We start from the raw sequence: 25,889 nt of genomic DNA, 5'->3' as shown, positions 1-25,889 counted from the left end.
GCATGAGAGCCTTGCTTGTGGCCGCCACCCTGCTGGCCGGGGGGACAACGTCCGGCCTGGCGGCGCAGACACAGTCCGCGTCCGATGCCGGCTGGCGCGAAAAGATCCGCCACTTCGCGGAGTCCAATTTCCGGCATCCGGCCTGGGGCTACAGCCACAGCGTCCGCGATTATGATCTGGCCCGCCAGTTGGCCGCCAAGGACGGGGTCGCGCTGGATGACGATGTCCTGTTCGCCGCCGCCATGCTGCACGACATGGCCGCCTTCCCGGCCTATGCCGCCAAGGATGTCGATCATGCGGACCGGGCGGTGGAGCTTGTCGGCGGCGTCCTGAAGGATACCGGCTTCCCTATGGCGAAGCTGCCCGCCGTACAGTCGGCCATCCGCACGCACATGTTCTTCCGCGATCCGGCCGGGCCGGAGGCGCTGTATCTGCACGACGCCGACGCACTGGAATGGCTGGGGGCGATCGGCATCGCACGCCTGACGGCCACGGTCGACCTGACCGGAACCGTCATCGGCGGATCGCCCGACGGTCCCACGGTGGTCAAGGGCCTGCAAGCCAATCTGCAGGCCGTGCCGTCGCGGGTGATGTCGAAGGCCGGCCAGGCCCTGGTGCCGGAACGCAGCGCCTTTCTGCAACGCTATCTCGAACTGCTGGCGGGACAGACCGATGATTTCAAGAAGCTGTAAGATCCTGGCGGCCACCGGCCTGACCCTGGCCGCCCTTTCCCTGCCCGTCCGCGCTGCCGGCCCGGACCTGACCGTGACGGTCCATAAGGGCGGCTTTGCCACGGTGAATTCCTACATCATCTCCAACGGCAGAACGCTGACGGTCATCGACGTGCAGCGGAAGGGCTATGAGGCGCAGAAACTGGCCGATCTGGTGCGCTCATTGGGCCTGCCGCTGACCCAAATCTTCATCACCCATGGTCACACCGACCATTTCACCGGCATGCATGTCTTCCGGGACCAGTTCCCCAAGGCCCGCATCCTGGTGGCGGACGAGGCGATCCGCCGCGACGTGAAGGAATATGCGATCTATATGGATCAGGGCGGGGCGACGGAGGCGGAAACGCCCCTGGAACGGCCGCTGCGTCCGAAATCGGCATCCTTCCCGGAAGGGTTCGATTATGAGAACAGCATCGGCCTGCTGAAGGGGCCGGTCCTGAATTTCGATGGCGGCGGGGCCTGCGATGTCATGGCCACCTATCCGGCTACCGAAGCGCCGCACATGGCGACGCTCTATTGCAAGTCCATCAATGCCCTGTTCCTGGCCGATCTTGGCTACAACAAGGTGCATCCCTGGATGGGCGACGACATCACCATCGAGCGGGTGGTCGCCTGGAAGCAGGAACTGGTGCGCCTCCGTCGGGACTATGGCCCGCTGAACCCCACCATCTACCCCGGCCATGGCGATCCCGGCGGCATGACCATGGTGGATGACCTGATCACCTATTTCGACAATTACCTGCGCATCGTGGCAACCGCCAAGAACCGGGCCGACGCCATGGCGCAGATCACCGCCCTCTATCCTGATTACAAGGAAGCCGATTTCTTCCTGAAATACAGCCTGATCAACCACGTCAAAGAATAGTCAGCGGCAGCCCCTGGGGGAGCCCCACGGCAAAGGCCTGTTTCCGGTCAGCGGAAACAGGCCTTTTGCGTATCATGCCGGCCCGGCGCTCGTACGCCGCCAGGCCAAGGGCGTGCATGCCCCCGTCCCCGCAAAATTTCCTGAATCCCACGCGACAGTGCGCCACCTTGTGCGGCGTGGGAGTGAAGCCGCATCCTGTTCAAACTGGTCCGACCGGGAAGATATGGACCGACGGACAGCGCGAGGACGTCAAATCTTCCCCGTGATCGTGGTGACCGATGGTTGACAGGGTGCTACGCCACCAACCCGGGACGGAGGTGCAGAGGGACGCAGTTCCAAGCGGATGGTGATGATGTTACACCGGGCAGCGACAGAAAGGCGGGTCGTAAAGGCGCGCCCCTGGACGCATCATCAAACCTTCCTTCCGTCACGATAAAAACCCCGAAGAGCCCGGCATGCGCATCGGTTTCCTGTTCAACCATGACCAGACCCATCAGGTCGCCCACAGCCTGCCCATCGCCTTGGCGCTGGCCAAGGGTGGTTTCGCGGGCGAAATCATCGTCGCCACGACGAACGAGCGCATGAAGCGGGAAGTGCTGCACATGGCCGGCGAGGAGATCGGCCGGCGTATCCGGCATGTCGACCTGGACCTGAAGGGCCGGTCGAAATTCCTGTCGCGCGTCCTGGAATCCGTCATCCCCTCGCGCAAGCTGCTGGTCTATGGCGACAATCTGGATTTCTTCCGCAGCCTGGACTTCCTGGTCGTGGCGGAAAAGACCTCGCTGGTCCTGAAGAATATCTATGGTCTGAAGAACCTGAAGATCATCCACACCCGCCACGGGGCCGGCGACCGCGCCATCGGTTTCGACAAGGCGTCGGCCGGGTTCGATCATGTGCTGTGCTCAGGCCCCAAGATCAAGGAACGGCTGGTGACGGAGGTGGGGTTGCCCGCCGACCGGGTCAGCATCGTGGGCTATCCCAAGTTCGACACGATCCATCCCGTGCAAAGCGTCTTTCCGGCCGGCAATGGCAAGCCGACCGTGGTCTATAACCCCCATTGCTCGCCCCACCTGTCCTCCTGGTTCGTGCATGGCAAGCAGGTGCTGGATTTCTTCCTGGCCCATCCGGAATATCAGCTGATCTTCGCGCCGCATGTCATGCTGTTCGAACGGCGCTTCGTGCTGACCATCGACAAGCTGCGCATCGACCGGCCGGGCCATATCGCCCAACGCTATCGCGATGCGCCCAACATCCATATCGACCTGGGCAGCCGGGCGTCGACCGACATGTCCTATACCCAGATGGCCGACATCTATCTGGGCGATGTGTCCAGCCAGATCTACGAATTCCTGCTGACCCCACGCCCCTGCCTGTTCTTGAACAGCCATGGCGTGGACTGGCAGAACGACCCCAATTACGCCCATTGGCAAGCCGGCCCCGTCATCAATTCCCCCGATGAACTGGAAGCCGGGCTTCGCCTTGCCATTGACACCCACGCCGCCACCTACAAGCCCGTGCAGCAGGAAATGTTCGCCCGCAGCTTCGACCTGACGGGCGAACCGTCATCGCAGCGTGCGGCGGCGGTCCTGATGCGGCTGGCGGGGGCGGCATCCAGGTAACCACCAGCCGACAACAGGATGGCATGACGGCCCTTATCACCCTGCTTCTGCCCTTCTACAATGAACAGGGCTGGATCGGTGCCACCATCGACAGCCTGGCCGGCCAGAAGGACCGGCGTTTCAAACTGCTGTTGCTGGACAATGTCTCCACCGACGGGGGCAGGGCGGAGGCGGCGCAACATCTGTCCGCCCTGCCCGATATCGATGCCCGCATCGTCGATGCGCCCGTGCCGGGCAAGGTGAACGCGCTGGCCACGGGGCTGGCCCTGGTCGACACCCCCTATGTCGCCGTCTGTGATGCCGATACACGCTATCCGCCCGAATATCTGGAACGCTGTCTGGCCCTGTTCACCGCCCGGCCGGACGCCGCCGCCATCATGGCCATCGACATCTACGATCCGGCTGGATCGGAGGCAGCACAGCAGCGCATCGGCCGTATCTTGCGCAAAAGCCGGCTGTTCCGCAGCCGCTGCCATGCCGGCGGCTATGCCCAATCCTATCGCACCGACGCACTGCGCGCCGCCGGGGGATTCGATATCGGCCTGTGGCCCTTCGTGCTTGAAGATCACGAGATCGTGCATCGCGTGCTGCGCGAAGGCACCGTGGTCTATGACCCCGGCCATTATTGCTTTCCATCGCAGCGGCGGACCGACCGCCGCGCTGTAAGCTGGACATGGTATGAAAGGCTGCTGTACCGGTACACGCCGCAGCGCCTGATGGACTGGTTCTTTTATGATTTCCTCTGGCGCCGGTTGGAGCGTAGAAGCGCATTCTCCGTCGCTTTGAGGACCAAGGATTGGATGTAGCCAAGACAGCACCCCAGGGGGCCCTGCGCAGGATATTCGGTGGTTTGGGCCTGGTACTGGGCGGCAAGGCCGGTGCCGGTCTGCTTAGCCTTGCCTATCTGGTCATCGCCACCCGCGCCCTGGGGCCGGAGGATTACGGCGTGCTGGTGCTGGTCCATGGCTATGTGACCACCGTCGTCGGCATTGTCGAATTCCCGTCCTGGCAGGCCATCGTCCGCTATGGGGCGGAGGCGCAGCGTGACGACCATCGCCACCGTCTGGCTCGCCTGCTGCGCTTCGGCGCCAAGGTCGAATTGCTGGGCGGGCTGGCCGCCATCCTGACTGCCGCCATTCTGGCCCCCGTCATCGGGCCGCGCCTGGGCTGGTCGCAGACGGCCATGGTCCTGGCCCTGCCCTACAGCTTGGCCGTGCTGGGCTCCGTCCGGTCCACGCCGGCGGGCTATCTTCAGCTTATCAACCGGTTCGACCTGCTGGGCCTGCACAACATGGTGCAGCCCATCGTGCGGCTGGCTGGCGCCGGGCTGGCGGCGCTGGCGGGCTGGGGGCTGAAGGGCTTTCTGGTGGCCTGGCTGCTGGCCGCCCTGGCGGAATTCGCCGTGCTGTGGGCGTTGGGCATCCATTTCGCGCGCAAGCAATTGGGTCCCCATCTGCACCGGCCCGATCCCGGCAGCCCCGTGATCGACAATCCCGGCATCTGGCGCTTCATGATCGCCAGCAATGCCGATGTCACCCTGTCGGAGCTGGCGGGCCGGGCCGCACCGCTGATTGTGGGCTGGGTGCTGGGGCCGGCGGCGGCAGGCCTGTTTTCCGTGGCGCAGCGCGCCACCGTCCTGATTGCCCAGCCGGCCCAGATCCTGGGCAATACCGCCTACCCGGAACTGGCGCGCATGGTGGCAGGCGGGCATGGCGGGGCCGTGCTGCGCCATACGCTGCTGCGTGTCGTCGGCATCGCGCTGGCGGCCTGTGTGCCCGTGATCCTGATTGTCTGGCTGTTCGCCCCGCAACTGGTGCAGTTGATCGCCGGTCCGGCCTTTGCCGAGGCGTCGGGCCTGATGGCTGTGCTGGTCCTGGCCCGCGCCCTGGCCCTGGTGGGGCAGCCCTGCAGCTCTGCGCTGGCAGCCCTAGGCCGGCCCGGCTGGTCGATGACGGCCAATCTGGTGGCCAGCCTGCTGTTCCTGCCGGCCCTGCCCGTGCTGCTGAAGCTGTTCGGGCTGGATGGCGCCGGCTATCAGGCCATCGGCCAGTCGGTGGCGGCCAGTCTGCTGCTGCTGTTCCTGGCCTGGCGGCGGAGCGGACAGCGATGACCAAGCCCCTGCGCATCGCCTATGTGATCAATTCCGTCGAAGGCGGCGGGGCCGCCCTGCCCGTGCCCGCCGTCACCCGCGTCATGCGCGATGCCGGGGCGAGCGTGCGCGTCTTCGCCCTGACCCGTCGCGATGGCCGCGCCTTGCCGCCCATGGTCGCCGCCGGTCTGGACCCGCTGGTGCGCGAGGGCGGCACCAAGGATCATTGGAACGCATACACCTGGCTGGACCGGGAAATCCGCGCCTGGGGCGCCACCCATATCTGGACCTCGCTGAGCCGCGCCACCATCCTGGGCCTGCTGATCGGGCCGCGCCGTGGCCTGCCCGTTATCAGCTGGCAGCATGCCGCCTTCCTGAAGCCGTGGAACCAGCGGCTGATGCGGCTTCTGCAAGCACGCGCCCTGCTATGGGTCGGCGATTCCGCCTCCGTCACGGCCTTGACGCAGCAGCGACTGGCTGTGCCGGAAGATCGGCTGATGACTTGGCCCATTTTTGCCGCCGACCCGGATCAGCCCCCCGCTCCCGCCTGGCAGCCGGGCCAGACCCTGGAACTGGGCACGCTGGGCCGGCTGCATCCGGTCAAGGGCTATGCGGAGATGCTGCAGGCCCTGGCACTGTTGCGCGCCCAGGGTTTCCGCCCGCCCTGCCGCCTGCGCCTGACCATCGCCGGGGAAGGCGACGAACGCGCCGCCCTGGAAGCGCTGGTGCCCGCCATCGGCGATCTGGCCCAGGTGGTGATGCCCGGCTATGTCGAGGGGCCCAAGCAATTCCTGGCCGGCCTGCATCTCTATTTGCAGCCGTCGCGCTCCGAAGGGTTCTGCATCGCGGCGCATGAGGCGATGGTGGCGGGCCTGCCCGTACTGGCCTCTGCCGTCGGTGAAATCCCCTATTCGGTCATCGAAGGGGTGACAGGCCATACGCTGCCGCCGCGCGATGTGGCGGCCCTGGCCGACCGGCTGGGCCGGATGCTGTCCGATCCGGCAGCCCTGCATGCCATGGGGGCGGCATCGCGGACCCATATCATGGACCGTTTCTCCCCCCAGCGCTTCCACGCGGCGGGCACGGCCATCATGCGGCGGATCGGAACTTCCGCCTGATCTCCAACCACAGACCCGACAGCGACTGGTCGATATATTTCACATCGATCAGCGTCACCCCACCGCCCGTGCTCAGTGTGTGCATGCCGTCAGTGTAGCGGCCGGCGCTGGCCGGGAAGGGCAGCGCATCAGCCGCCGTGGCTTCAAAGCCCGTTTCGTCCAGCCGGTCGATCCACAGCGGACGGACAGCGCCGCCATAGGTGCGGGTGCAATCCTGCATGGGCAGCATGATCCGCCCATCGATGATTGTGGCCGTGCCGCCGGGGCGGGCAGACGCCCGGTCGATGCGCACCGGGTTGCCCGGATGCGGAAACCAGGGGCCGGTGATGCGCTCCGCCCAGGCGACATGCAGATGGCCCAGCTTCGTCGCCTTGCTGTCGGCGGGAGAATAGAACAGCCACCAGCGCCCCTGGTGATATAGCGGGGTGGCATCGACGGGGATGCGGTCCAGCCGGATTTCCGTCTCCCGCACCCAGTCATCAGGACCGTTCCGTATCCGGTATAAATGCAGCCCGCCTGACCGATGGGCCTCCGGCAGCATCCAGGTCGATCCTTCCGCTTCCAAAATGGTTGGATAGGACAGGTGCCAGGGCTCCATCAGGCAGGGCCGCCGCTCGGCCACCCGGTACTGATCATCCAGGGTCAGCAGCTCAATCGTGCCGTGCCGGCGGCCATAATCATAGGCTTCGACGAACAGATGCAGTCGCCCCGCCCCGTCGCGCCAGGGGAACGGGTCGGCCAGGAAATGGAAACGCGGTTCTTCGGCCAGCCAATGCACCTCGGCCCCGGCCAGCCCCGTTTCCAGCAGTTCGGCCAGCGGCCGGGCGATCAGCCCGCATCGCCATATATCCTTGCGCCGGGGCATCCGCCCGCTCCCCCATCCTTGTCATGGGGCGGGAGTGTGCGCGAAAGGGCGGCCCGCCCGCAAGCAGGACCGCCCATCGCCCTCACGCGGCCGCTTCCTCCGCCCCGTGATCGGCGGCTTCCTCCGCCTTCTCCTCCGCCTTGTCGACGGCCAGGATGAAGGCGGGGCGGAACAGCAGGGTCCAGGCCGGCACCAGGAAGATGGCCGCCGCCATGTTCAGCACCAGCATCAGGCAGAGCAGCAGGGCCGCATCCGCCTGAAAGCGCAGGCTGGACAGGAACACCCACATGACCACGCCGAACATCAGCGTGAAGGCCGTGAAGCTGATGGCGCGGCCCGTGGTCATCATCGTTTCCCGGATGGCCCGGGACAGGTCGCCGGACAGGCCGAACTGATGCCTTATCCGGTCCATGATATAGATGGAATAGTCGATGCCGATGCCGATACCGACCGCCACCACAGGCACGGTATTGATGTTCAGCCCCGCCCCGGTGATGCCGAACCAGGCATAGGTCAGCAAGGTGGCGAAGACCATGGAAGACAGCATCATGGCACCGGCCGCCACCGAGCGATAGGAGATGGCGGTCAGCAGAGTGATGACCAGCAGCACGACGGGCACGACCAGCAGGTTGGAATGCAGGATGGCCTGGTTGATGCCGGCATTCACGCCGATGACCCCGCCCGCCAGGTGGAAGGACAGGCCCGGCACGTCCTGGCCATGCTCTGCGATCCAGCCACGGGCCCGGTCGATGGCCGTGCTGATCGTGTCACCCTTATGGTCCTTGAAAAAGAAGACCAGATTGGCCGTGCGCTCGTCCGGCGTGACGAATTCATTCAAGGCGCCGGGGATGGGGCTGGACGCCATATAGGCGAACATCAGGCCGCCGACATAGGGGGCATCGGATGGGATGGTGGCCCAGCGCGGGTCATTGCCATGCAACAGCCGGTTCACCTGCGCGATCAGGTCGGGAATGCCCTTGGTCCCGCCCACGGCCGGGTCGCCCATCATATGGACCTGCAGATCCTGGATGGATTGCAGCACGTCCGGCCGCTTCAGGTCGCCGCGTTCGGCCACGCGGGCCACGATGTACAGTTCCTCCGATCCCGGGAAGTCGGCATTGATGGTGGCCGATGCCCGGTTATAGTCATGGTCGGGATAGAACAGGGGCGATCCCGGCTCGCTTTCCCCGATCTGGATGGCGGGCAGCAGGGCGATGGCGCCGATGACCAGCGTGACGCCGATGGCGATGGTGGCCTTGGCGGCGCCGATGCGCGACACATAGGTGCCGATGGCGCGCAGCACCCTGTCGGTGACGGTTCCTTCCTTGCGGATCATCGGGGCCGGCCCCGGCACCACGGCCAGCATCAGCGGCACCAGCAGCAGCACGGCCGGCACGATGGACAGCGCCCAGAGCGAGGCATAGAGCGCCAGCTTGTGATCCAGCGGGATCGATCCCAAGATCAGCAGGAAGATGCCGGCCGCATCGGCGACAATGCCCAACGCGCCGGGCCGGAACAGAGCGTGGAATGCCGCCCGCGCCGCAATCTTGGTATCGCCCGTGCGCGCCAGTTCCACGAAATAGCGTTCCACCTTCTGCACCCCGTGCGACAGGGCGCGGGCGGAGATCAGAAAGGGGATGACCAGGGTCAGCGGGTCCAGATTGATGCCCAACAGCACCACCCAGCCCAGCCCCCAGATGGTGGATACGGTAATGGCCGCCACCGGCATCAGCACACCATAGGCGCGGCGGAAATAGGCCAGCAGCAGCCCGACCATCACCGCCAGCGTGGCTGCGAAGATCTGCAGGATCTCCACCATATAGGTGTACATCCAGCCGACAATGACGGGCTGGCCGATGACATGCACATCGAAGCCCTTGGCCGACAGGTCGGCCCGCAATGCTGCCAGCTTGTCAAAGATGGCGTGATAATCCAGATCGCCCTCTGCCAGCTGTCCCTTGATCAGGGCGGCGTCCAGCGTCGGCGATATGGTCAGGCCATAGGTCCGCGGATCGGCCATCACATCGACGCGCAGCTGTTCCAGCTCGTCCGCCGTCAGGGGTTCGGCGGCCGACGGGTTGTAATAGGGTGTGGCGACCACAGCCCCCGTCTCCGACACGGTGACGCGCCGCGCGGTACGGTGGGTGATGCTGGTCACCAGATTATGGTTGATGCCCGGCAGTTCATCCACGATCTGGGTCGCGTGGTGGATGGCGGCCAGGGCCTCGTTCGTGAAGATGCCGCCGTTGCGCGCCTTCACCGACACGGTGACGATATTGGCGCCGCCGAACGTGTCGCGAATGTCATTATGCAGCCGGATGAACTCGTTCTCCTGCGGCAGCAGGTCGGCAAAATCGGTATAGACGCGCAGATTGGGCAGCTGGAACGCGAACAGGGCCGTGATGGACAGGATGATGGCCAGGAACAGGCCGGGCCGGGTGAAGATCATGCGTTCGAACCGGGCCATGGCGCCGGCAAGCGGATGGTTGTGGGTCATGGCGTCAACCTGATCTGGGCAAGCGTGCCGGCGGCCCCGGCCGCCAGGATGGTGTCGGGTCCGGTGGCGACGGCGCTGGTCAGGAAGGGCGCGCCGGCCTTGGATGGCTGCGCCAGCGACCAGCCCGCCCCTTTGCCGGTGGCCAGGACTGTGGCGCGGTCGCCCACAGCGATGACGCCGCCGCCCGGCAGTGACGCCAGCCCGAACAGGCCGACCTGGGTGCCGGAGCCTTGCTTGACCCAGCTTTTGCCACCGTCGGCCGTGTGCATCACGGCGCCGTCCAGCCCCACGACCCAGCCGTCATCGGCGCTGGTGAACAGGGCGGCCTGGGGATAGAACTCCCCCGGAATGGGGGGCTGGACGGTCCAGCTTTCCCCGCCATCGGCGGTCTTGTAGACCGACCCGAATTCCCCCAGCGCATAGCCGGTGTCGGCATTGGGGAACTGGATATCGGTCAGGATCAGGTCCTCCCCGATCGACCGGTCCTCCCAGCTTGTCCCCGCGTCAGCGCTGACCAGGATGGTGGAAAAGCCGCCGACCACCCACAGCCGCCCGGCCGCATCACAGGCGATGGCCTGCGGCACCTCCTTGCCCTCCAGCGCCCGCATGGTCCAGCGGTCACCGTCGTCGGTGCTGGTGAAGACCTGACCGCGCCCGTCCAGCGCTGCAAAACGCCCATCGGGGCAGGCAGCGACATCCAGCAGCGCCGGGCGCAGGCCGCCCGTGCGATCATCCAGATCATGCCGATGCCAGGACGCCCCGCCATCCCGGCTGGTGCCGATGACACCGCGCAGGCCGACAGCAACGATGGTACCCGTCTTTTCCGACCTTGCCACCGCCTGCAACAGGTCGGTGCGGCCGAAACCGTCGGCCGCCGCCGCCCCGGTGAGGGTGGCCAGCGCCAGAGCCAGGGCCGTCAGGCAACGGGCAGGGTTCAGGGTTCGGCGCCCGCGGGACAAGCGGGATCGCCACGCGAAAGGCGCGTCGCACATTTTTGGATTTCCCCCTTACGCACGGGTCGCGGGCGGCGCGATGGCCGTCCCGGTCCCGGACTATTGCCGCCCCTGCTGCGGGTGGGGCGCTTCTTCGGTAAGGAAAAGATTAGCAACCTGCATGCCAGGGCCGGAAATCCAGGCTTCCCGGCGGATGGACCGGGGCCGCCTTGATGATTTCATCGAAAGCGGCCCCGGTAGATGAAAGCGGGTGATGATTTGGTGAAGGCGCCGGCGTGGACCCGACCCTTCAAATCACCTTGCGCTTCAGCCGATAGGCCAGCTGTGGCCGCGTGATGCCCAGCATGCGGGCTGCCTCGGAGATATTGCCCTGCGCACGCTCCACGGCGGCATGCAGCAGCCGCTCCTCCAGATCGTCCAGCGAGGTGCCGGAACCCAGTAGCGTGTCGATCAGGTCATCGGCCCCCGCGTTGGGAAGCGGCGTCTTGTTGGCGGGTTCGCGCGTCGCCGCTTGGGAGGTGTTCAGGAAACCCTCTCCCGACATGGCCAGCACCGATCCGCTGACCATCTCGCCAGAGGTGAACAGGTGGCAGAGATCGATCGCCTCCCCATCCGAGGCCAGGATTACCCCGCGCTCGATCATGTTTTCCAACTCGCGGATATTGCCTGGCCAGTCATAGGAGAACAGGCCGTTGATGGCGCGCTGGGTGAAGCCGGTGATGTGCTTGCCGTGCCGCGTGCGGAAACGCGTCAGGAAATGGTCCATCAGCAACGGGATATCGGCGCGGCGGTCGCGCAGCGGCGGGATCTGGATGGGAAAGACATTCAGGCGGAAGAACAGATCCTCGCGGAAGGTGCCGCGCCGGGCACAGTCGCGCAGATTGATATTGGTGGCGGTCACGACGCGCACATCGACCTTGCGGCTTTTGCGGTCGCCCACACGCTCCACCTCCCCTTCCTGAAGGGCACGCAGCAGCTTGCCCTGGGCCTGCAGGGTCAGGGTCCCGATCTCGTCCAGGAACAGGGTGCCGCCATGGGCGCGTTCAAAGCGGCCGGCCCGGCTTTCGGTGGCGCCGGTGAAGGCGCCCTTCTCCACCCCGAACAGCTCGCTTTCGATCAGATGTTCGGGAATGGCGGCACAATTGATGGCCACGAACGGGCCCGTGCTGCGCTTGGAAATGCGATGCAGGGTCTGGGCGAACAGCTCCTTGCCCACCCCGCTTTCGCCCAGCAGCAGAACGGTGGCATTGGTGCCCGCCACCTTTTCCAGCATGTGGCAGACCATGTTGAAGCCGGCGGATGCGCCGACAAGCTGCTTTTCAGAAGCCGGCGGTGCCTCCCCTGCCGGCGCCGGCAGGGTGCTGGCGGGTCCCCCCCGCGCCGTCGCATTGGATACGGACAGCTTGTCACGGTTGGCGAAGGCCTGGGGCTGCAGATAACGCAGCTCATCCTCCGTGATGTCCCATTCCGAAACGGGTTTACCGATGATACGGCAGGCGGCCGCCCCGGTGGCCCGGCATTCCACCTCCCGGAACAGCACGGGCCGGCCCACGAAAACCGACGTGTAGCCAGAGGCGTAGCCCTGCTGCATCCAGCAGACATTCTCCGACCCGAAGCCGAAATTCTCGATATGGACCTCGTCCTCGGCACTGTCGTGCCACAGGAACTCTCCATAGAAATGGCCGGTGGCGCTGTCGCTTTCCAGCCGGATCGGCTCCACATTCACGATGCCTTCCAGGGCATGCAATTGCGGGCCAACCAGAAAGAAATCGGTGAAGCTGGCCTTGCCGCGCACCTTCACGGCCAGTTCCGCATCCTGGGCACCGGACGCATAGCCCATGCGGATCAGCAGGGCGCGCGCCGCCGACATGCCCAGTGTTTCCACCAGCTCCCGGCGCAGCGCACCAAGGGCGCGTGTATGCATCAGGATCATGCGGTTATTGTCCAGCCAGATGCGCCCCTTCTTGGGGGAAAAGCGCAGCCGGCTGGCCAGATCCTCAATGTCCGGCAGATCGAACTGATCAAAGACCTGTGTGCCGCATTTCCCAACCGCGTCGGTAGGGCGGATGATGCCGCCACCGCGCAGGTTACCCGCCTGCTTGTCGGCCATATGGTTCCTCCCAAGGGCGCTTCTTTGGCGCCTCTGTCATCAAAGCGTATGTCGGGGCCGACCGGCTGGCAATCGCCAATCGAACCGTGACCGGACTGTCCTTCGTCGGGGATGGATGGTGCGTCGCACGCGCTGCGCTGCGTCATGATGAAATCATTCATCATGACGGCGCCGCACTTTTGCCAATTGATCAATTGGTGATCCACGGTCGCGTCCATCCACCCGTTTTCCATCCACCCGCGCCCGCTTCCGCCCTGTTGAAAGCAATGGTCAAGCGCAGGCCGTTCCTGGCCTTCCGGCCTGTCCTTCCTGGTGCAAACCACGGGCCATGCGAGCACCCGATCGTGGCTGGCACGGTGATTGCGATATGCGCCGGCACCCGGCCTACGCATGCCGGGATCAAAGGCCCGATCGCACGGATGAACCGGCGGCGGCCGACCAAGGCAACGACGGATGGGGGACAGCCCATCCATCCGCCTTCGAACAGGGGGAAACATGCACATCCAGCCACAGAACCCGCTTACCCGGTAGCGATCCCGCCGCACCACCCAGCCGGGTGCCGCGCGGCCCAGTGCCTTGCCGTTGAAACCAGGCGTCCGCCCATGACCAGGCGGTGACGTCAACGGGCCTTTGCGCCCGCATAAAAGGGGGACAGGGAGACATGCCCAAGATCAGGGGTTTGATGAGCCGCCAACTGGCCGGCCTGCTGCTTTCCGCGACGGCGCTGGCCGTACCCGCCGGCGCCTTTGCCGAGGACGCGGATGTCGGCGGCTTCGTCGAGAACGTAACCCATGTGCGCAAGGATGATGGGCTGGTGAAGGCCCGCACCACGGCACAGATCGAAATCCAGAAGGATTTCGAACCGACGGGCCGGTTCAGCCGCCTGTCCTTCAACGCCATCCTGCGCGGCAGCTACGACGCGGTCTATGACCTGCGCGACACCCGTTTCGGCGAAAATGCCGGCGGGTCGATCCTGCTGGAAAGCGTGGCCATGGGGAAATCCGTGCCCCATGGCGGCGGCATCCCGCTGCCCGCCGGCCCCATCAACCTGACCAAGAATCCCAATGACGGCATGATCGTGCTGGGCCAGCCGCTGCATGACGCCAATGGTGGCGTCAGTTTCGGCGTACCGGTGCGCCCCTGTGACGTGGATAGCCGCGGCTGCATTCCAGGTTATCTGGATTACAGCCTGAACGACCTGCGCTATCCGGAATTCAACAAGCGGCTGGATTTCCTGCGCGAAGCCTATGTCGACGCCGCCTGGGATGTGGGTGGGGCCGAGGAACTGGGCGTGCGCATCGGCCGCCAGCAGGTGGTCTGGGGCCGCACCGACCTGTTCCGCGTGCTGGATGTCATCAACCCCGTCGATTACAGCCGCAACAACATCTATGACGAGCTGGAGGATATCCGCATCCCGCAATGGATCGCGACGGCCGAATACCGTATGGGCGGCACCGGTCCCTTTGACGATCTGAACCTGCAATTCGTCTGGAATTTCGACAAGTTCCGACCGTCCAATATCGGTCAGGCGGGCACGCCCTATACGATCCTGGATGCCGGCAGCTTCTTCCGCGGCATGAAGAATTGCTGGGATAATGGCTGCACCGTGTCGAACTTCGCCAATGGCAATCTGGCGACCGACTTCCCGTCCCATGTCATCGGCATCCGCCAGGCCAATCTGCCGAAATGGAGCCTGGATGATACGCAGTTCGGCGGCAAGGTCGAAGGCGTGTTCCAGAGCGTGGGCTTCAGCTTCAATTATCTGCACACCCGCGCCCAGTTGCCCACGCTGCGCGGCGGCATCCCGGCCGACAATGCCTTCACGCCGGGGGTGGAGGCGCAGGCCTGGCCCTATCTGATCGCCTTCGACATCGACTTTCCCAAGGTCGATCTCTATGGCACCTCGCTGGATTTCTATGTCGACAGCCTGAAATCGGCCGTGCGCATGGAATTCGCCTATACGACGGGGGAGGAGTTCGCCAACACCCTGCGGCCGCGCCTGTTCAGCAGCAGCGATGTCATCCGCTATGTCGTCGGCATCGACCGCCAGACCTTCATCCCCTTCCTGAACCCGACGCGGTCCTTCCTGATCTCCGGCCAGATCTTCGGTCAGCATCTGCTGGATCATGAACTGGAACAGGGGCCGCTGGGCCCGATGGGCATGCCGGATTGGAAGAACAGCTGGATCGGTACCCTGCTGATCAAGGGCTTCTACCTGAACGACCGCCTGTCGCCGCAGATCATCACGGCCTATGACTTCAAGGCCAAGGCCGCCGCCATCGCGCCGTCCGTCGACTGGCTGATCAATGACAGCTGGCAGGTCGTGCTGGGCGGCAATTTCAAGGTCGGCAAGGGCATCCGCACCTTCGACGATTGCCGGTCCTGCAACCCGTTCCCGCCTTTTACCGCCACGCCGCTGCATGCGGGCGGGGCGCCCGGTTCCATCGGCCTGGGCGGGTTCGAGCCGCTGGGCCGCTTCCGCTCCGGCCCCATCGGCATGGCGCAGCGCGAAGACGAAGTCCAACTGACCGTCCGTTACCGGTTCTGAGCATTCCTGGGAGGATCAAAGATGAAAGCGATGAAATTCGCCCGCACCCTGCGCATGACCGCAGCGGTCGGTGTGGCGCTCTGCACCCTGGCCATCGGCGGCACGGCCGACGCCCAGAATGCGCAGGACCTTCAGGAAAGCTTCTTTCCCTACAAGAAGGGCATGCCGCAGGTTCCCGGCATCACGCCCGGTCTGGTCATCAACAAGGGCAATGTGGACGCGGCCAAGGATTATCTGGACCCGGCCATGTACCAGTTCATCAAGGATGGCTGGGTGGAGGTCACGGTCGGCGCCACCACCGACTTCCCATTGCCCGCCTCCTATGTGAAGGCGTCGGAACAGAATGTGGGCAAGGTGACCATCGGCCAGGATGGCAACCTGTCCGGCTATGTCGCCGGCCGGCCCTTCCCCGCCGACCCCGACCCCAAGGACCCGCTGGCCGGACAGAAACTGGCCTGGAATTACAAGCACGGCTATAACTGGGGGGACAGCGCCGCCATCTACCCCTTCTACTGGCGCTTCAAGAACCTGAGCTCCGGCGCCATTGAGCGCGAGATCAAGTTCAACTTCCACTTCCTGAACTTCAAGCATCGCGTCGACCAGTCGCCGCTGCCCGACCTGCCCGACAATCCGTCCAACATCTTCCGCGGCATCTATGTGCAGGTGCTGGAACCGGGTGATCTGAAGAACACCCAGTTGCTGATCCTGCGCTACGAGGATGATGGCAAGCGCGACGATGCCTGGCTGTATCTGGGCTTCCAGCGCCGCGTGCGCCGTCTGGCCACGGGTCAGGTGACTGACGCCTTCCTGGGCTCCGATCTGATGATCGAGGATTTCGAGGGCTATAACGGCCGCATCGCCGACATGAAATGGACCTACAAGGGCACGAAGATGATGCTTCTGCCCTTCTACAACCATAACGACCTGAAGCTGGCGACCGACATCAAGGACCCGGACGGGTATCAATATGTCGATTTCGGCGGCAAGGGCGGCTGTTTCCCCAACATCACCTGGCAGTTGCGCAAGACCTATGTGCTGGAAGCCGAACCGGTGGACCCCGCCCACCCGATTTCAAAGCGCGTTTTCCATATCGACGCCCAGGCCATGACCATCCAACGCACGCTGATCTATGACCGGAAGGGCGACCTGTGGAAGTCCTGGACCATCGGCAAGTCCCATCCCGACCATCATCTGGCCGTGAACAAGGGCACGGGCGTGGCCATCGATGACAGTTTCAGCATGATCGATGTGCTGTCGGGCCATTGCACGACAGGCCAGTTCAAGGGCCAGGTCGATCCCAAACTGTCGCCGGCCAACATGTTCAACGTCCAGAACATGCGCGCCGAAGGAAGGTAATCCTCCCGCCCAGGCGGTCCCCATCCAGCCGCCGGCCCCCTTGCCGGACCGACGGGCGACCGCCGGTCCGGCTTTTGTTTTCGATGTCGGCCAGCGTTTCGACACGCCGTCGCTTTCTCCCCTTCTCTCCCGTCACCCCGGCGAAAGCCGGGGCCCAGCGTGAGGCGCGGTCAGCGCCGATATAAGTCCATATCGCGGCAGACGCCGCTCTGCGCTGGGTCCCGGCTTTCGCCGGGATGACGGGAGAGAGGATGGGAAATCGCCCCCCTCTCCCAAACCGGAGCCCCCCATGACCCCCACCGATGTGATCTTCTATTTCAACTTCCGCAGCCCCTATTGCTATCTCGTCTCCAAGACGCTGTGGCCAGTCTTGGACAAGTATCATGTCAATATTGTCTGGCGGCCGCTCGGTGGCTGGGACGGGCGGTCGCCGCCGGAACGGGCCAAGGTGAAAATCCCGCTGGTCCGGCAGGATCTGGCCCGCTGGGCCCGGCGGCTGGGCGTGCCGCTGAACCCGCCGCCGCCGACCACCGAGCCGACCTTGGCCGGCTACGGTTCCCTGCTGGCGGATCAGCGCGGGCTGCTGCGTCCCTATATCGTGGAGATGATGCGCAAGGAATGGGCCGAAGGCATGGATATCGGACAGCGCGACATCGTGCTGGATGTCGGGGCCGCCATCGGCCTGGACCGGGCGGAACTGGCCGCCACGCTGGATGATCCGGCATCCGCCGCCACCCTGGCCCGCAACAGCGAGCTGGCATTCGATCAAGGCGTCATCGGTGTGCCCAGTTTCGTCGTCGGCGATCAGGTCTTCTGGGGCAATGACCGCGTGGACTTCCTGGAAGAGCATCTGCGAGAGCTGCGTCTGGCGAAGCTGTGATCGCCCTTGATGAAATGATCAATCGGTCCGATAGGCCAGCTTCACCGAAAGATCAAGCCGGCAGGCATGGCCGGGGCAACAGAGAAACCGGCCCCGGCCACCCCGCCGAAAAGGCCTAATAGTTCCATACATATCAATATCTTATAAATTCTGACCGCAAGTGCCCGTTGCCCCCCGTCTCTGGCACGGGCCTTGCGAAACAGGATGCAGATGCCGACCCCGCCCCGTCCCAACCCCAAGGGAAAGAGGGCCACCACCGCCAGGACGGTGGGGATGACCAGGGGCGGTCCCCTTCAGGGAGGGAATGTTCATGGCCAGTGCCACGCCGGCTGACCCGCCACTTATCGATATTTCCAAGCGCCGCGTCCGTGTGACCGGCACACGCGGGTCCTTCGTGCTGTTCGATTTCACCATCGGCGATCCCGACCTGACGGTGGAGCTGGTGCTGCCCATGCCGGCCTTCCGCGAATTCCGCGTCGCAAACGCGGCCGAGATGGTGGTGGAGGGTGAAGCCGCCGCCGGCTTCGCCCTTCTTTCCGCCCGCTATCCCGCATCATCCGAACCCGTCAGGAGCCCGGCATGAGCCTGGAGATCAAGACCACCGCCCTTCAGCAGCGGCGGCAGACCTTTGCCAATGTCGCGCGCCGGCTGGGCGCCGACCGCCCCGCCTCGCGCTATGAAGAGTCGATGTACGACATGCAGCCCGAGGCGAACTTCCATTACCGCCCCACCTGGGCCCCGCAATATGAACTGTTCGACAAGTCGCGCACCTCCATCACCATGGAAGACTGGTACGCGCCGCGCGATCCGCGTCAGCTTTACTATGGTTCCTACACCATCGCCCGGTCGCGGATGATGGAAGCGACGGAAAAGAATTTCAGCTTCGTCGAAAAGCGGGCGTTGCTGTCCAACATCGACGCCCCATGGGCGGAGATGGTCCGGCTCTATCTGCTGCCCCTGCGTCATTACGAATGGGGCGCCAACATGAACAATTCAGAGATCACGGCCGTCGGCTATGGTGCCGCGATCACCGAGGCGACCCAGTTCATCACCATGGACCGGCTGGGCATCGCCCAGATCATCAGCCGCGTCGGCCTGGTGATGGACGGCAATTCCGGTTCAACCCTGTCGGAAGCGAAAAAGGCCTGGCTGGACGATCCCGTCTGGCAGGGCGTGCGCCGCATGGTGGAGGACAGTTTCGTCCTGTCCGACTGGTTTGAAATGCTGGTGGCACAGAACCTGTCCATGGATGGCATGGTCTATCCGCTGGTCTATGCCCGCTTCGACGCGGCCGGCCAGCGCCACGGCGCCCAGGGCCTGTCGATGCTGACCGAGTTCATGGTCGACTGGCAGGATGACAATGCCAAATGGGTCGATGCCGTCATCAAGCGCGTGGCGGCGGAAAATGACGCCAACAAACAGCTTCTGTCCGGCTGGTACGCCGCCTGGGCCACCCGCGCACAGGACGCCCTGCTGCCGCTGGCAGAACATGTGCTGGGCTGCGACGGGGTGACGGCGCTGGCGGAGATCCGTCAGGCGCTGGACACCCGCGCCCGCAAAATCGGCCTCGCGGTTTAAGGAAGGATCGCCCCATGGCGCAGAATGTTTCCATCACGCTTCAGAACACGGACGAGGGCCGGGCCATCACCACGGCCATCCTGGGCGACAATCCGGAAGCCAGCGTCAGCAGCATGCCATCGCTGACCAAGATCAACTGCCCCGGCCGGCTGGAAATCCGCCGCGACAGCGTCGAGGCGCAGTTGGGCCGCGATTACGACCTGCAGGAGCTGCAGCTCAGCATCATCAGCCTGGCCGGCAATGTCGATGAGGATGACGAGCGCATCATCATCGCCTGGAAGAACTGATCCCACCCATCCCGACAGAGGCATCATCCATGACGACGCTGTTGAAGGACCCGAAGGCCGCCCGCAAGCTGGGGCTGAAGGAGCGTTACGCGCACCTGACCCGCGGCCTGGGCTGGGAAACCACCTATCAGCCGATGAGCAAGGTGTTCCCGTTCGCCGATTACGAAGGCATCAAGATCCATGACTGGGACGCCTGGGAAGACCCGTTCCGCCTGACCATGGACGCCTACTGGAAATATCAGGCGGAGAAGGAGCGCAAGCTCTATGCCGTGATCGACAGCTTTGCCCAGAATAACGGGCAGATGAACATCACGGATGCGCGTTACATCAACGCCATCAAGCTGTTCCTGACGGGCGTGTCGCCCCTGGAATATATGGCCCATCGGGGATATGCCCAGGTCGGCCGCCATTTCGTCGGCGCCGGCCCGCGCGTGGCCTGTCAGATGCAGGCCATTGACGAGCTGCGCCACGCCCAGACGCAGATCCATACGATCAGCCACTACAACAAATTCTTCGACGGGCTGCATGACAGCCGGCACATGCATGACCGCGTCTGGTACCTGTCGGTGCCGAAAAGCTTCTTCGACGATGCGTCCAGCGCCGGGCCGTTCGAATTCCTGACGGCGATCAGCTTCAGCTTTGAATATGTGCTGACCAACCTGCTGTTCGTGCCCTTCATGTCGGGTGCCGCCTTTAATGGCGACATGGCCACGGTCACCTTCGGCTTTTCAGCGCAGAGCGATGAGAGCCGGCACATGACGCTGGGGCTGGAGATCATCAAGTTCATGCTGGAGCAGGACGAAGGCAATGTGCCCATCGTCCAGAAATGGATCGATAAATGGTTCTGGCGTGGCTACCGGCTGCTGACCATCGTCGCCATGATGATGGATTACATGCTGCCCAAGCGCGTCATGTCCTGGTCGGAAGCCTGGGAAATGTATTTCGAGGAAGCCGGCGGCGCCCTGTTCAAGGATCTGGCCCGCTATGGCATCCGCGAGCCGAAATATGCCGACGTGGCGGCTAAGGAAAAATCACGCCTGAGCCATGAGGCCTGGTGCACCTTCTACAACTACACCCAGGCCGCGGCCTTCCACACCTGGGTGCCGAAGCCGGACGAACTGGCCTGGCTGTCGGAGAAATACCCGGACACCTTCGACAAGCTGTACCGCCCGCGCTTCGAGTACTGGCAGAAACAGCAGGAGGAAGGTAAGCGCTTCTACAATAACAGCCTGCCCCAGCTTTGCACCGTCTGCCAGATCCCCATGCTGTTTACGGAGCCGGACGATCCAACCAAGATCTGCTTCCGCCGGGCCGAGTACAAGGGCGAGACCTATCATTTCTGCTCTGACGGCTGCTGCGACATCTTCAAGGACGAGCCGGAGAAATACATCCAGTCTTGGCTGCCCGTTCACCAGATCTTCCAGGGCAATTGCGGCGGGGCCACCATCCCCGACGTGCTGGCCTGGTACCATCTGAACAATGGCGCCGACAATCTGGATTACGAAGGCTCCCCCGACCAGCAGCTGTGGGACGCCTGGACCAAGGATCGCGGGAAGGCGTCGGGGTGAGGGGGGGCGTTGGCCTGGCTTCTTCTCCGTCATCCCGGCGAAAGCCGGGACCCAGGGGCCAAGCGCCCGACCTATGCGCTGTTTTGATCGACACTGCCGACAGCTTTGAGCTTCTGGCCCCTGGGTCCCGGCTTTCGCCGGGATGACGGGAAAAGGCGGATCGGCGGCGACGGAAATACCACACAATCATCAACGGCCGCCCCCACTGCGGGCGGCCGACAGGGGAGGTTTGCCATGGCGGTTGCCGCGATCGGCCCTTACGAATTCCAGCCCAAGGACCGGCTGGAGAATTTCCACGGAAACCAGGTCGTCTACCTGCATTGGGAAGATCATCTGCTGTTCTGCGCACCGGTGGCCTTTCCGCTGCCGCCCGAAATGCCCTTTGCCGCCTTCCACGACCAGATCGTGCCGGCGGCCTATGCCCAGCATCCGGACTTTGCCGCCATCGACTGGGCCAAGGCGGAATGGAAGCTGGACGGCGCGCCCTTCACGCCGGACCCGGCCCAGGGTCTGAAGGCGCAGGGCATCGGGCACAAATCGGTGCTGGTCCTGCGCACGCGGGGCCTGACCGGCATCAACGGCTCCCACGCCTGAGGCTGTCATGGGTTACCAACTGACCATCGAGCCGCTGGGCGAAACCATCGAGGTGGCGGAAGGCCAGACGCTGCTGGATGCCTGCCTGCGCAACGGCATCTACCTGCCCTACCAGTGCAACCACGGGCTCTGTGGCACCTGCAAGGTGGCCGTGCTGGATGGCGATGTCGACCACGCCGCGTCCAGCCCCTTTGCCCTGATGGATTTCGAACGGGAGGAAGGCCGCACGCTGGCCTGCTGTGCCAGGGCCCTGTCCGACGTCACCATCGAGGCGGATGTGGAGGTGGACCCCGACGCCGAGCATCACCCCGTGCAGGACGTGACCGCGACGGTAGAGGCCATCGCCGACCTGACACCCGATATCAAGGCCGTCTGGCTGCGCGTGCCGGGTGCGGGCCTGCCCTTCCAGGCCGGGCAATATGTCAACCTGCGCCTGCCGGGACTGGAGGAGCCGCGCGCCTTCTCCATCGCGTCGGCCCCTTCCGATCCGACCTTGCTGGAATTGCAGGTCCGCCGGGTGCCGGGTGGGGTGGGCACGACCTATATCCACGAGCGTCTGGCGGTCGGCGACCGGCTGGACCTGTCCGGGCCACTGGGCCGGTTCCATGTCCACAAATCCCAGCCGGAACCGATGCTGTTCCTGGCCGGCGGGTCGGGCCTGTCCAGCCCGAAAAGCATGGTGCTGGACCTGCTGGCTGGCGGCTGGATCGGCCCCATCACGCTGATCCACGGCGTGCGCAGGAGCTGCGACGCCTATGACGGCGTCCTGCTACACGAACTGGCCCGCCGGCACGCCAACTTCACCTATATCCCGGCCACCTGCCAGGGGTCCGAAGGCGATGGCTGGGAAGGCGAGCGCGGCTTTGTGCATGAGGTAGCGGAGCGCCATTTCAACAGCAGCTTCAAGGGCATGAAGGCCTATCTCTGCGGCCCGCCCGTGATGATCGACGCCTGCGTCAGAAGCCTGATGAAGGGGCGGCTGTTCGAAAAGGACATCCATATGGAGAGCTTCGTGACCAAGGCAGACAGCGCCACCGTCACGAAAAGCCCGCTTTACAAAAGGATCTGAGGCCATGGGACAGGACCAACGCCACCGCGTCACCGTCCGCGACAATGGCGGCAGCTTTACCTGCACAAGCGATGACCGGGTGCTGATCGCCATGGAACGAAGCGGACAGGCCGATATCCCCGTCGGCTGCCGCGGGGGCGGCTGTGGCGTCTGCCGGGTGCAGGTGCTGGAAGGCGCCTATGAGACGGGGCCGATGAGCAAGCGTCATGTGGGGCCGGTCGAGAAGGCGCGCGGCCTGGCGCTGGCCTGTCGGCTTTACGCCCGCGGCGACCTGGTCCTGGCACTCGATGTCAGCCCGGATTGCCTTTACCCGGTGCCGGATACGACCGCACCTCTGCGTGATGAAAGCAACCCGGAGGGCTGCAGGCCGGCGACCGCCGGCCCTGCGCCCATGCGCCGTGAGCCAAGTCGCCGGATGGCGGCGCCCGGCGCTTGAGGAAACATCCAAAACAAAACAGGGAAGGAAACGATCATGAGCATGACAGGTGTCCTGCGCCCCGGCTTCGCCCAGGTGCGCGTGCTGGATCTGGACGAGGCCTTGGTGCATTACCGCGACCGTATCGGCCTGGAACTGGTGGAGGTGGCCGGCGATGGCCGCGCGTATCTGCGCGCCTATGACGAGTTCGACCGCCATTCCATCGTGCTGCGCGAGGCGGACGAGCCGGGCCTGGATGTGATGGGCTTCAAGGTCGCATCCGAAGATGCGCTGATCGCCCTGACGGGCCGGCTGCACGAAGCCGGTATCGACACGCAGGACGTGCCCGCCGGGGAACAGCCGGGCCTGGGCCGGCGCGTGCGCTTCGGCACACCGACGGGCCATCTGATCGACCTGTATGTCAGCATGGAACGGTCGGACAATGGCCCCATGACCGACAATCCCGACCTGTGGCGCACCGAACCGCGCGGCATGCGCGTCATCCGCTTCGACCATTGCCTGCTCTATGGCGATGATATTGACGGCACGGCCGCCATCTTCCGCGATGTGCTGGGCTTCAACCTGACCGAACAGGTGGTGACACCGGACGGGGCGGAAACCATCGCCATCTTCCTGACCTGCTCCACCAAGGCGCATGACCTGGCGCTGGTCCGCTTCCCCGGCAAGGGCAAGCTGCATCATGTCAGTTTCTTGCTGGAAAACTGGAATGATATCGGCCACGCCGCCGACCTGATGACCCGTTACAACGTTTCGGTTGATATCGGCCCCACGCGCCACGGCATCACCCGCGGCCAGACCATCTATTTCTTCGACCCGTCGGGCAACCGGAACGAGGTGTTCGCGGGCGGCTACCAGTTCTATCCCGACAATCCCGTGCGCACCTGGACGGCGGACGAGGCCGGAAAGGCCATCTTCTATTACGAGCGCGCGCTGAACGACCGCTTCATGACCGTGGTGACCTGAACCACGCCCCCGGCCCCGGCGGTGCGACAGCGCCGGGGATGGGGGATTTTGTTGCGGACCCCCTTGTGCGGTCATGTCCCCCTTCCTCTCCCGTCACCCCGGCGAAAGCCGGGGCCCAGCGTGAGGCGCGGTCAGCGCCGATATGACAAATATCGCGGCAGACGCCGCTCTGCGCCTGGGTCCCGGCTTTCGCCGGGATGACGGGAGGGAGAAGGGAACCGTCAGCCAAAAATGAACAGACAGCGCCTTAACACGGCCCCCACGACCCTCCCCCCCCCCAAAGGAACCCCGCCATGACCGACCGGCGCATCCTGAATTTCATCAACGGAGCCTTCGTGGCTGGCAGTTCCGGCCGCTGGTTTACGGATCGCAATCCCTGCGACAACAGCATCATCGCCCAGGTGGCGGAGGCCGATGCGCAGGATGTGGATGCGGCCGTGAAGGCGGCGCGTGCCGCCCTGCACGGGCCGTGGGGCCGCATGAGCATGGCCGAACGGTCCGACATCCTGCACCGTGTGGCCGACGGCGTCACGGCCCGCTTCCAGGAGTTCCTGGAAGCCGAATGCCTGGACACGGGCAAGCCGAAAAGCCTGGCCAGCCATATCGACATTCCGCGCGGGGCCGCCAATTTCAAGGTCTTCGCCGACCTGATCAAGAATGTGCCCACGGAAGCCTTCACCATGCCGACACCGGACGGCACCGGGGCCGTCAATTACGGGGTGCGCCGTCCGCGCGGGGTCATCGGGGTCATCTGCCCGTGGAACCTGCCGCTGCTGCTGATGACCTGGAAGGTCGGGCCGGCGCTGGCCTGCGGCAATACCGTCGTGGTCAAACCGTCGGAGGAAACACCGGCCACGGCAGCCTTGCTGGGCGAGGTGATGAACGCGGCCGGCGTGCCACCCGGCGTCTATAATGTCGTCAACGGCTTCGGTCCCGGCAGTGCGGGGGAATTCCTGACCACACACAAGGGCGTCAACGGCATCACCTTCACGGGCGAGACCCGCACGGGCACGGCCATCATGAAGGCCGCCGCAGAAGGCACGCGCCCCGTCAGCTTCGAACTGGGCGGCAAGAATCCCGGCATCATCTTTGCCGACGCCGACATGGACAAGGCCATCGAAGGCACGCTGCGGTCCGTCTTCGCCAATTGCGGGCAGGTCTGTCTGGGGACGGAACGGGTCTTTGTCGAACGGCCGATCTTCGACACATTCGTGGCAAGGCTGAAGGAAGGGGCCGAAGCCCTGCGCCTGGGCGTGCCCTCCGATGCCCAGGCCAATTTTGGCCCGCTGATCAGCAAGGAACATCAGGCCAAGGTCCATTCCTATTACCAGAAGGCCCGCGACCTGGGCGCCACCATCGTCACCGGCGGCGGCATCCCGCAAATGCCGGGTGCCCTGGCCGATGGAAGCTGGATCGAGCCCACCATCTGGACCGGCCTGTCTGATGACAGCCCGATCATGCGGGAGGAGATTTTCGGCCCCTGCTGCCATGTCAGCCCCTTCGACAGCGAGGAAGAGGTGATTGCCCGGGCCAACGACACCGAATATGGGCTGGCGGCATCGGTCTGGACGGAGAATAGCAGCCGCGCCCACCGCGTCGCCGCCCGGATCGAAGCCGGCATCGTCTGGGTCAACAGCTGGTTCCTGCGTGACCTGCGCACGGCCTTCGGCGGGTCCAAATCGTCCGGCATCGGGCGGGAGGGCGGCGTCCACGGCCTGGAATTCTACACCGAACTGACCAACATCTGCGTGAAGCTGTGAGGC

General features: G+C 64.6%; 22 protein-coding genes. 18 read left to right on the top strand and 4 right to left on the bottom strand.

The window, feature by feature from the left end:
* Window positions 1–2 precede the first annotated feature (2 nt).
* The 6 genes from ACODTW_RS19860 (at window position 3) to ACODTW_RS19835 (ending at window position 6,422) form a co-directional block, all read left to right on the top strand.
* Window positions 3–692 carry an HD domain-containing protein gene (locus ACODTW_RS19860; protein WP_488947810.1) on the top strand — a complete coding sequence of 230 codons (690 nt, stop codon included), beginning with the start codon at window positions 3–5 and terminating at the stop codon, window positions 690–692.
* Window positions 673–1,596 (top strand): MBL fold metallo-hydrolase, encoded by a 924-nt coding sequence (locus ACODTW_RS19855; RefSeq protein WP_488947809.1) that lies wholly within the window; start codon window positions 673–675, stop codon window positions 1,594–1,596. The genes ACODTW_RS19860 and ACODTW_RS19855 overlap by 20 nt, the downstream gene beginning before the upstream one ends.
* Window positions 1,597–2,051: 455 nt before the next feature.
* Entirely contained in the window at window positions 2,052–3,215 is a 1,164-nt protein-coding gene (locus ACODTW_RS19850; protein WP_488947808.1) for a hypothetical protein, read from the top strand.
* Between the two features lie 23 nt (window positions 3,216–3,238).
* Window positions 3,239–4,021, top strand: coding sequence for a glycosyltransferase family 2 protein (locus ACODTW_RS19845; RefSeq protein ID WP_488947807.1), 783 nt, complete (start codon window positions 3,239–3,241; stop codon window positions 4,019–4,021).
* A complete protein-coding gene (locus ACODTW_RS19840) occupies window positions 4,012–5,325 on the top strand; it encodes a lipopolysaccharide biosynthesis protein (protein ID WP_488947806.1) in 1,314 nt (437 codons plus the stop codon). Before ACODTW_RS19845 ends, ACODTW_RS19840 begins: the two co-directional genes overlap by 10 nt.
* Complete coding sequence (locus tag ACODTW_RS19835; RefSeq protein ID WP_488947805.1) at window positions 5,322–6,422, top strand: glycosyltransferase family 4 protein; 1,101 nt, start codon at window positions 5,322–5,324, stop codon at window positions 6,420–6,422. The genes ACODTW_RS19840 and ACODTW_RS19835 overlap by 4 nt, the downstream gene beginning before the upstream one ends.
* Here ACODTW_RS19835 and ACODTW_RS19830 read toward each other — a convergent pair.
* The 4 genes from ACODTW_RS19830 to ACODTW_RS19815 form a co-directional block, all read right to left on the bottom strand.
* Window positions 6,394–7,287 carry a glucosamine inositolphosphorylceramide transferase family protein gene (locus tag ACODTW_RS19830; protein WP_488947804.1) on the bottom strand — a complete coding sequence of 298 codons (894 nt, stop codon included), beginning with the start codon at window positions 7,285–7,287 and terminating at the stop codon, window positions 6,394–6,396. The two genes, ACODTW_RS19835 and ACODTW_RS19830, sit on opposite strands and share 29 nt — an antisense overlap.
* A gap of 82 nt (window positions 7,288–7,369) precedes the next feature.
* A complete protein-coding gene (locus tag ACODTW_RS19825) occupies window positions 7,370–9,784 on the bottom strand; it encodes an efflux RND transporter permease subunit (RefSeq protein ID WP_488947803.1) in 2,415 nt (804 codons plus the stop codon).
* Window positions 9,781–10,743 carry a WD40/YVTN/BNR-like repeat-containing protein gene (locus ACODTW_RS19820; RefSeq protein ID WP_488947802.1) on the bottom strand — a complete coding sequence of 321 codons (963 nt, stop codon included), beginning with the start codon at window positions 10,741–10,743 and terminating at the stop codon, window positions 9,781–9,783. Before ACODTW_RS19820 ends, ACODTW_RS19825 begins: the two co-directional genes overlap by 4 nt.
* A 283-nt stretch (window positions 10,744–11,026) precedes the next feature.
* On the bottom strand, window positions 11,027–12,847 hold the full coding sequence (locus ACODTW_RS19815; RefSeq protein ID WP_488947801.1) for a sigma 54-interacting transcriptional regulator: 1,821 nt from the start codon (window positions 12,845–12,847) through the stop codon (window positions 11,027–11,029).
* Between the two features lie 661 nt (window positions 12,848–13,508).
* Between ACODTW_RS19815 and ACODTW_RS19810 the strand changes: the two genes are divergently transcribed.
* The 12 genes from ACODTW_RS19810 to ACODTW_RS19755 all read left to right on the top strand — a co-directional run bounded on the left by ACODTW_RS19810 (window position 13,509) and on the right by ACODTW_RS19755 (window position 25,886).
* The gene (locus ACODTW_RS19810; RefSeq protein WP_488947800.1) at window positions 13,509–15,395 is read left to right on the top strand and encodes a DUF1302 family protein; all 1,887 of its coding nucleotides are present in this window, start codon (window positions 13,509–13,511) and stop codon (window positions 15,393–15,395) included.
* A gap of 21 nt (window positions 15,396–15,416) precedes the next feature.
* Window positions 15,417–16,751, top strand: a complete 1,335-nt coding sequence (locus tag ACODTW_RS19805) for a DUF1329 domain-containing protein (RefSeq protein WP_488947799.1) — start codon at window positions 15,417–15,419, stop codon at window positions 16,749–16,751.
* A gap of 289 nt (window positions 16,752–17,040) precedes the next feature.
* Complete coding sequence (locus ACODTW_RS19800) at window positions 17,041–17,631, top strand: 2-hydroxychromene-2-carboxylate isomerase (RefSeq protein ID WP_488947798.1); 591 nt, start codon at window positions 17,041–17,043, stop codon at window positions 17,629–17,631.
* A gap of 310 nt (window positions 17,632–17,941) precedes the next feature.
* Window positions 17,942–18,214, top strand: a complete 273-nt coding sequence (locus tag ACODTW_RS19795; RefSeq protein WP_488947797.1) for a phenol hydroxylase subunit — start codon at window positions 17,942–17,944, stop codon at window positions 18,212–18,214.
* Window positions 18,211–19,209 carry an aromatic/alkene monooxygenase hydroxylase subunit beta gene (locus tag ACODTW_RS19790; RefSeq protein WP_488947796.1) on the top strand — a complete coding sequence of 333 codons (999 nt, stop codon included), beginning with the start codon at window positions 18,211–18,213 and terminating at the stop codon, window positions 19,207–19,209. Before ACODTW_RS19795 ends, ACODTW_RS19790 begins: the two co-directional genes overlap by 4 nt.
* A 14-nt stretch (window positions 19,210–19,223) precedes the next feature.
* Window positions 19,224–19,496: an MmoB/DmpM family protein gene (locus tag ACODTW_RS19785; RefSeq protein WP_488947795.1), complete on the top strand. Its 273-nt coding sequence runs from the start codon at window positions 19,224–19,226 to the stop codon at window positions 19,494–19,496.
* A 29-nt stretch (window positions 19,497–19,525) separates the two neighbouring features.
* Window positions 19,526–21,064, top strand: coding sequence for an aromatic/alkene/methane monooxygenase hydroxylase/oxygenase subunit alpha (locus tag ACODTW_RS19780; RefSeq protein WP_488947794.1), 1,539 nt, complete (start codon window positions 19,526–19,528; stop codon window positions 21,062–21,064).
* Window positions 21,065–21,298: 234 nt separating this feature from the next.
* Window positions 21,299–21,658 carry a phenol hydroxylase subunit P4 gene (locus ACODTW_RS19775; protein WP_488947793.1) on the top strand — a complete coding sequence of 120 codons (360 nt, stop codon included), beginning with the start codon at window positions 21,299–21,301 and terminating at the stop codon, window positions 21,656–21,658.
* A 7-nt stretch (window positions 21,659–21,665) separates the two neighbouring features.
* Window positions 21,666–22,727, top strand: a complete 1,062-nt coding sequence (locus ACODTW_RS19770) for an NADH:ubiquinone reductase (Na(+)-transporting) subunit F (protein WP_488947792.1) — start codon at window positions 21,666–21,668, stop codon at window positions 22,725–22,727.
* Between the two features lie 4 nt (window positions 22,728–22,731).
* Window positions 22,732–23,163 carry a 2Fe-2S iron-sulfur cluster-binding protein gene (locus tag ACODTW_RS19765; protein ID WP_488947791.1) on the top strand — a complete coding sequence of 144 codons (432 nt, stop codon included), beginning with the start codon at window positions 22,732–22,734 and terminating at the stop codon, window positions 23,161–23,163.
* Between the two features lie 36 nt (window positions 23,164–23,199).
* Window positions 23,200–24,126: a catechol 2,3-dioxygenase gene (locus ACODTW_RS19760; RefSeq protein ID WP_488947790.1), complete on the top strand. Its 927-nt coding sequence runs from the start codon at window positions 23,200–23,202 to the stop codon at window positions 24,124–24,126.
* Between the two features lie 293 nt (window positions 24,127–24,419).
* Complete coding sequence (locus tag ACODTW_RS19755; protein WP_488947789.1) at window positions 24,420–25,886, top strand: 2-hydroxymuconic semialdehyde dehydrogenase; 1,467 nt, start codon at window positions 24,420–24,422, stop codon at window positions 25,884–25,886.
* The last annotated feature ends 3 nt before the right edge of the window (window positions 25,887–25,889 follow it).

It is taken from the genome of Niveispirillum sp. FG148 (assembly GCF_057809655.1).
This window is presented reverse-complemented; position numbering and strand designations above follow the sequence as displayed.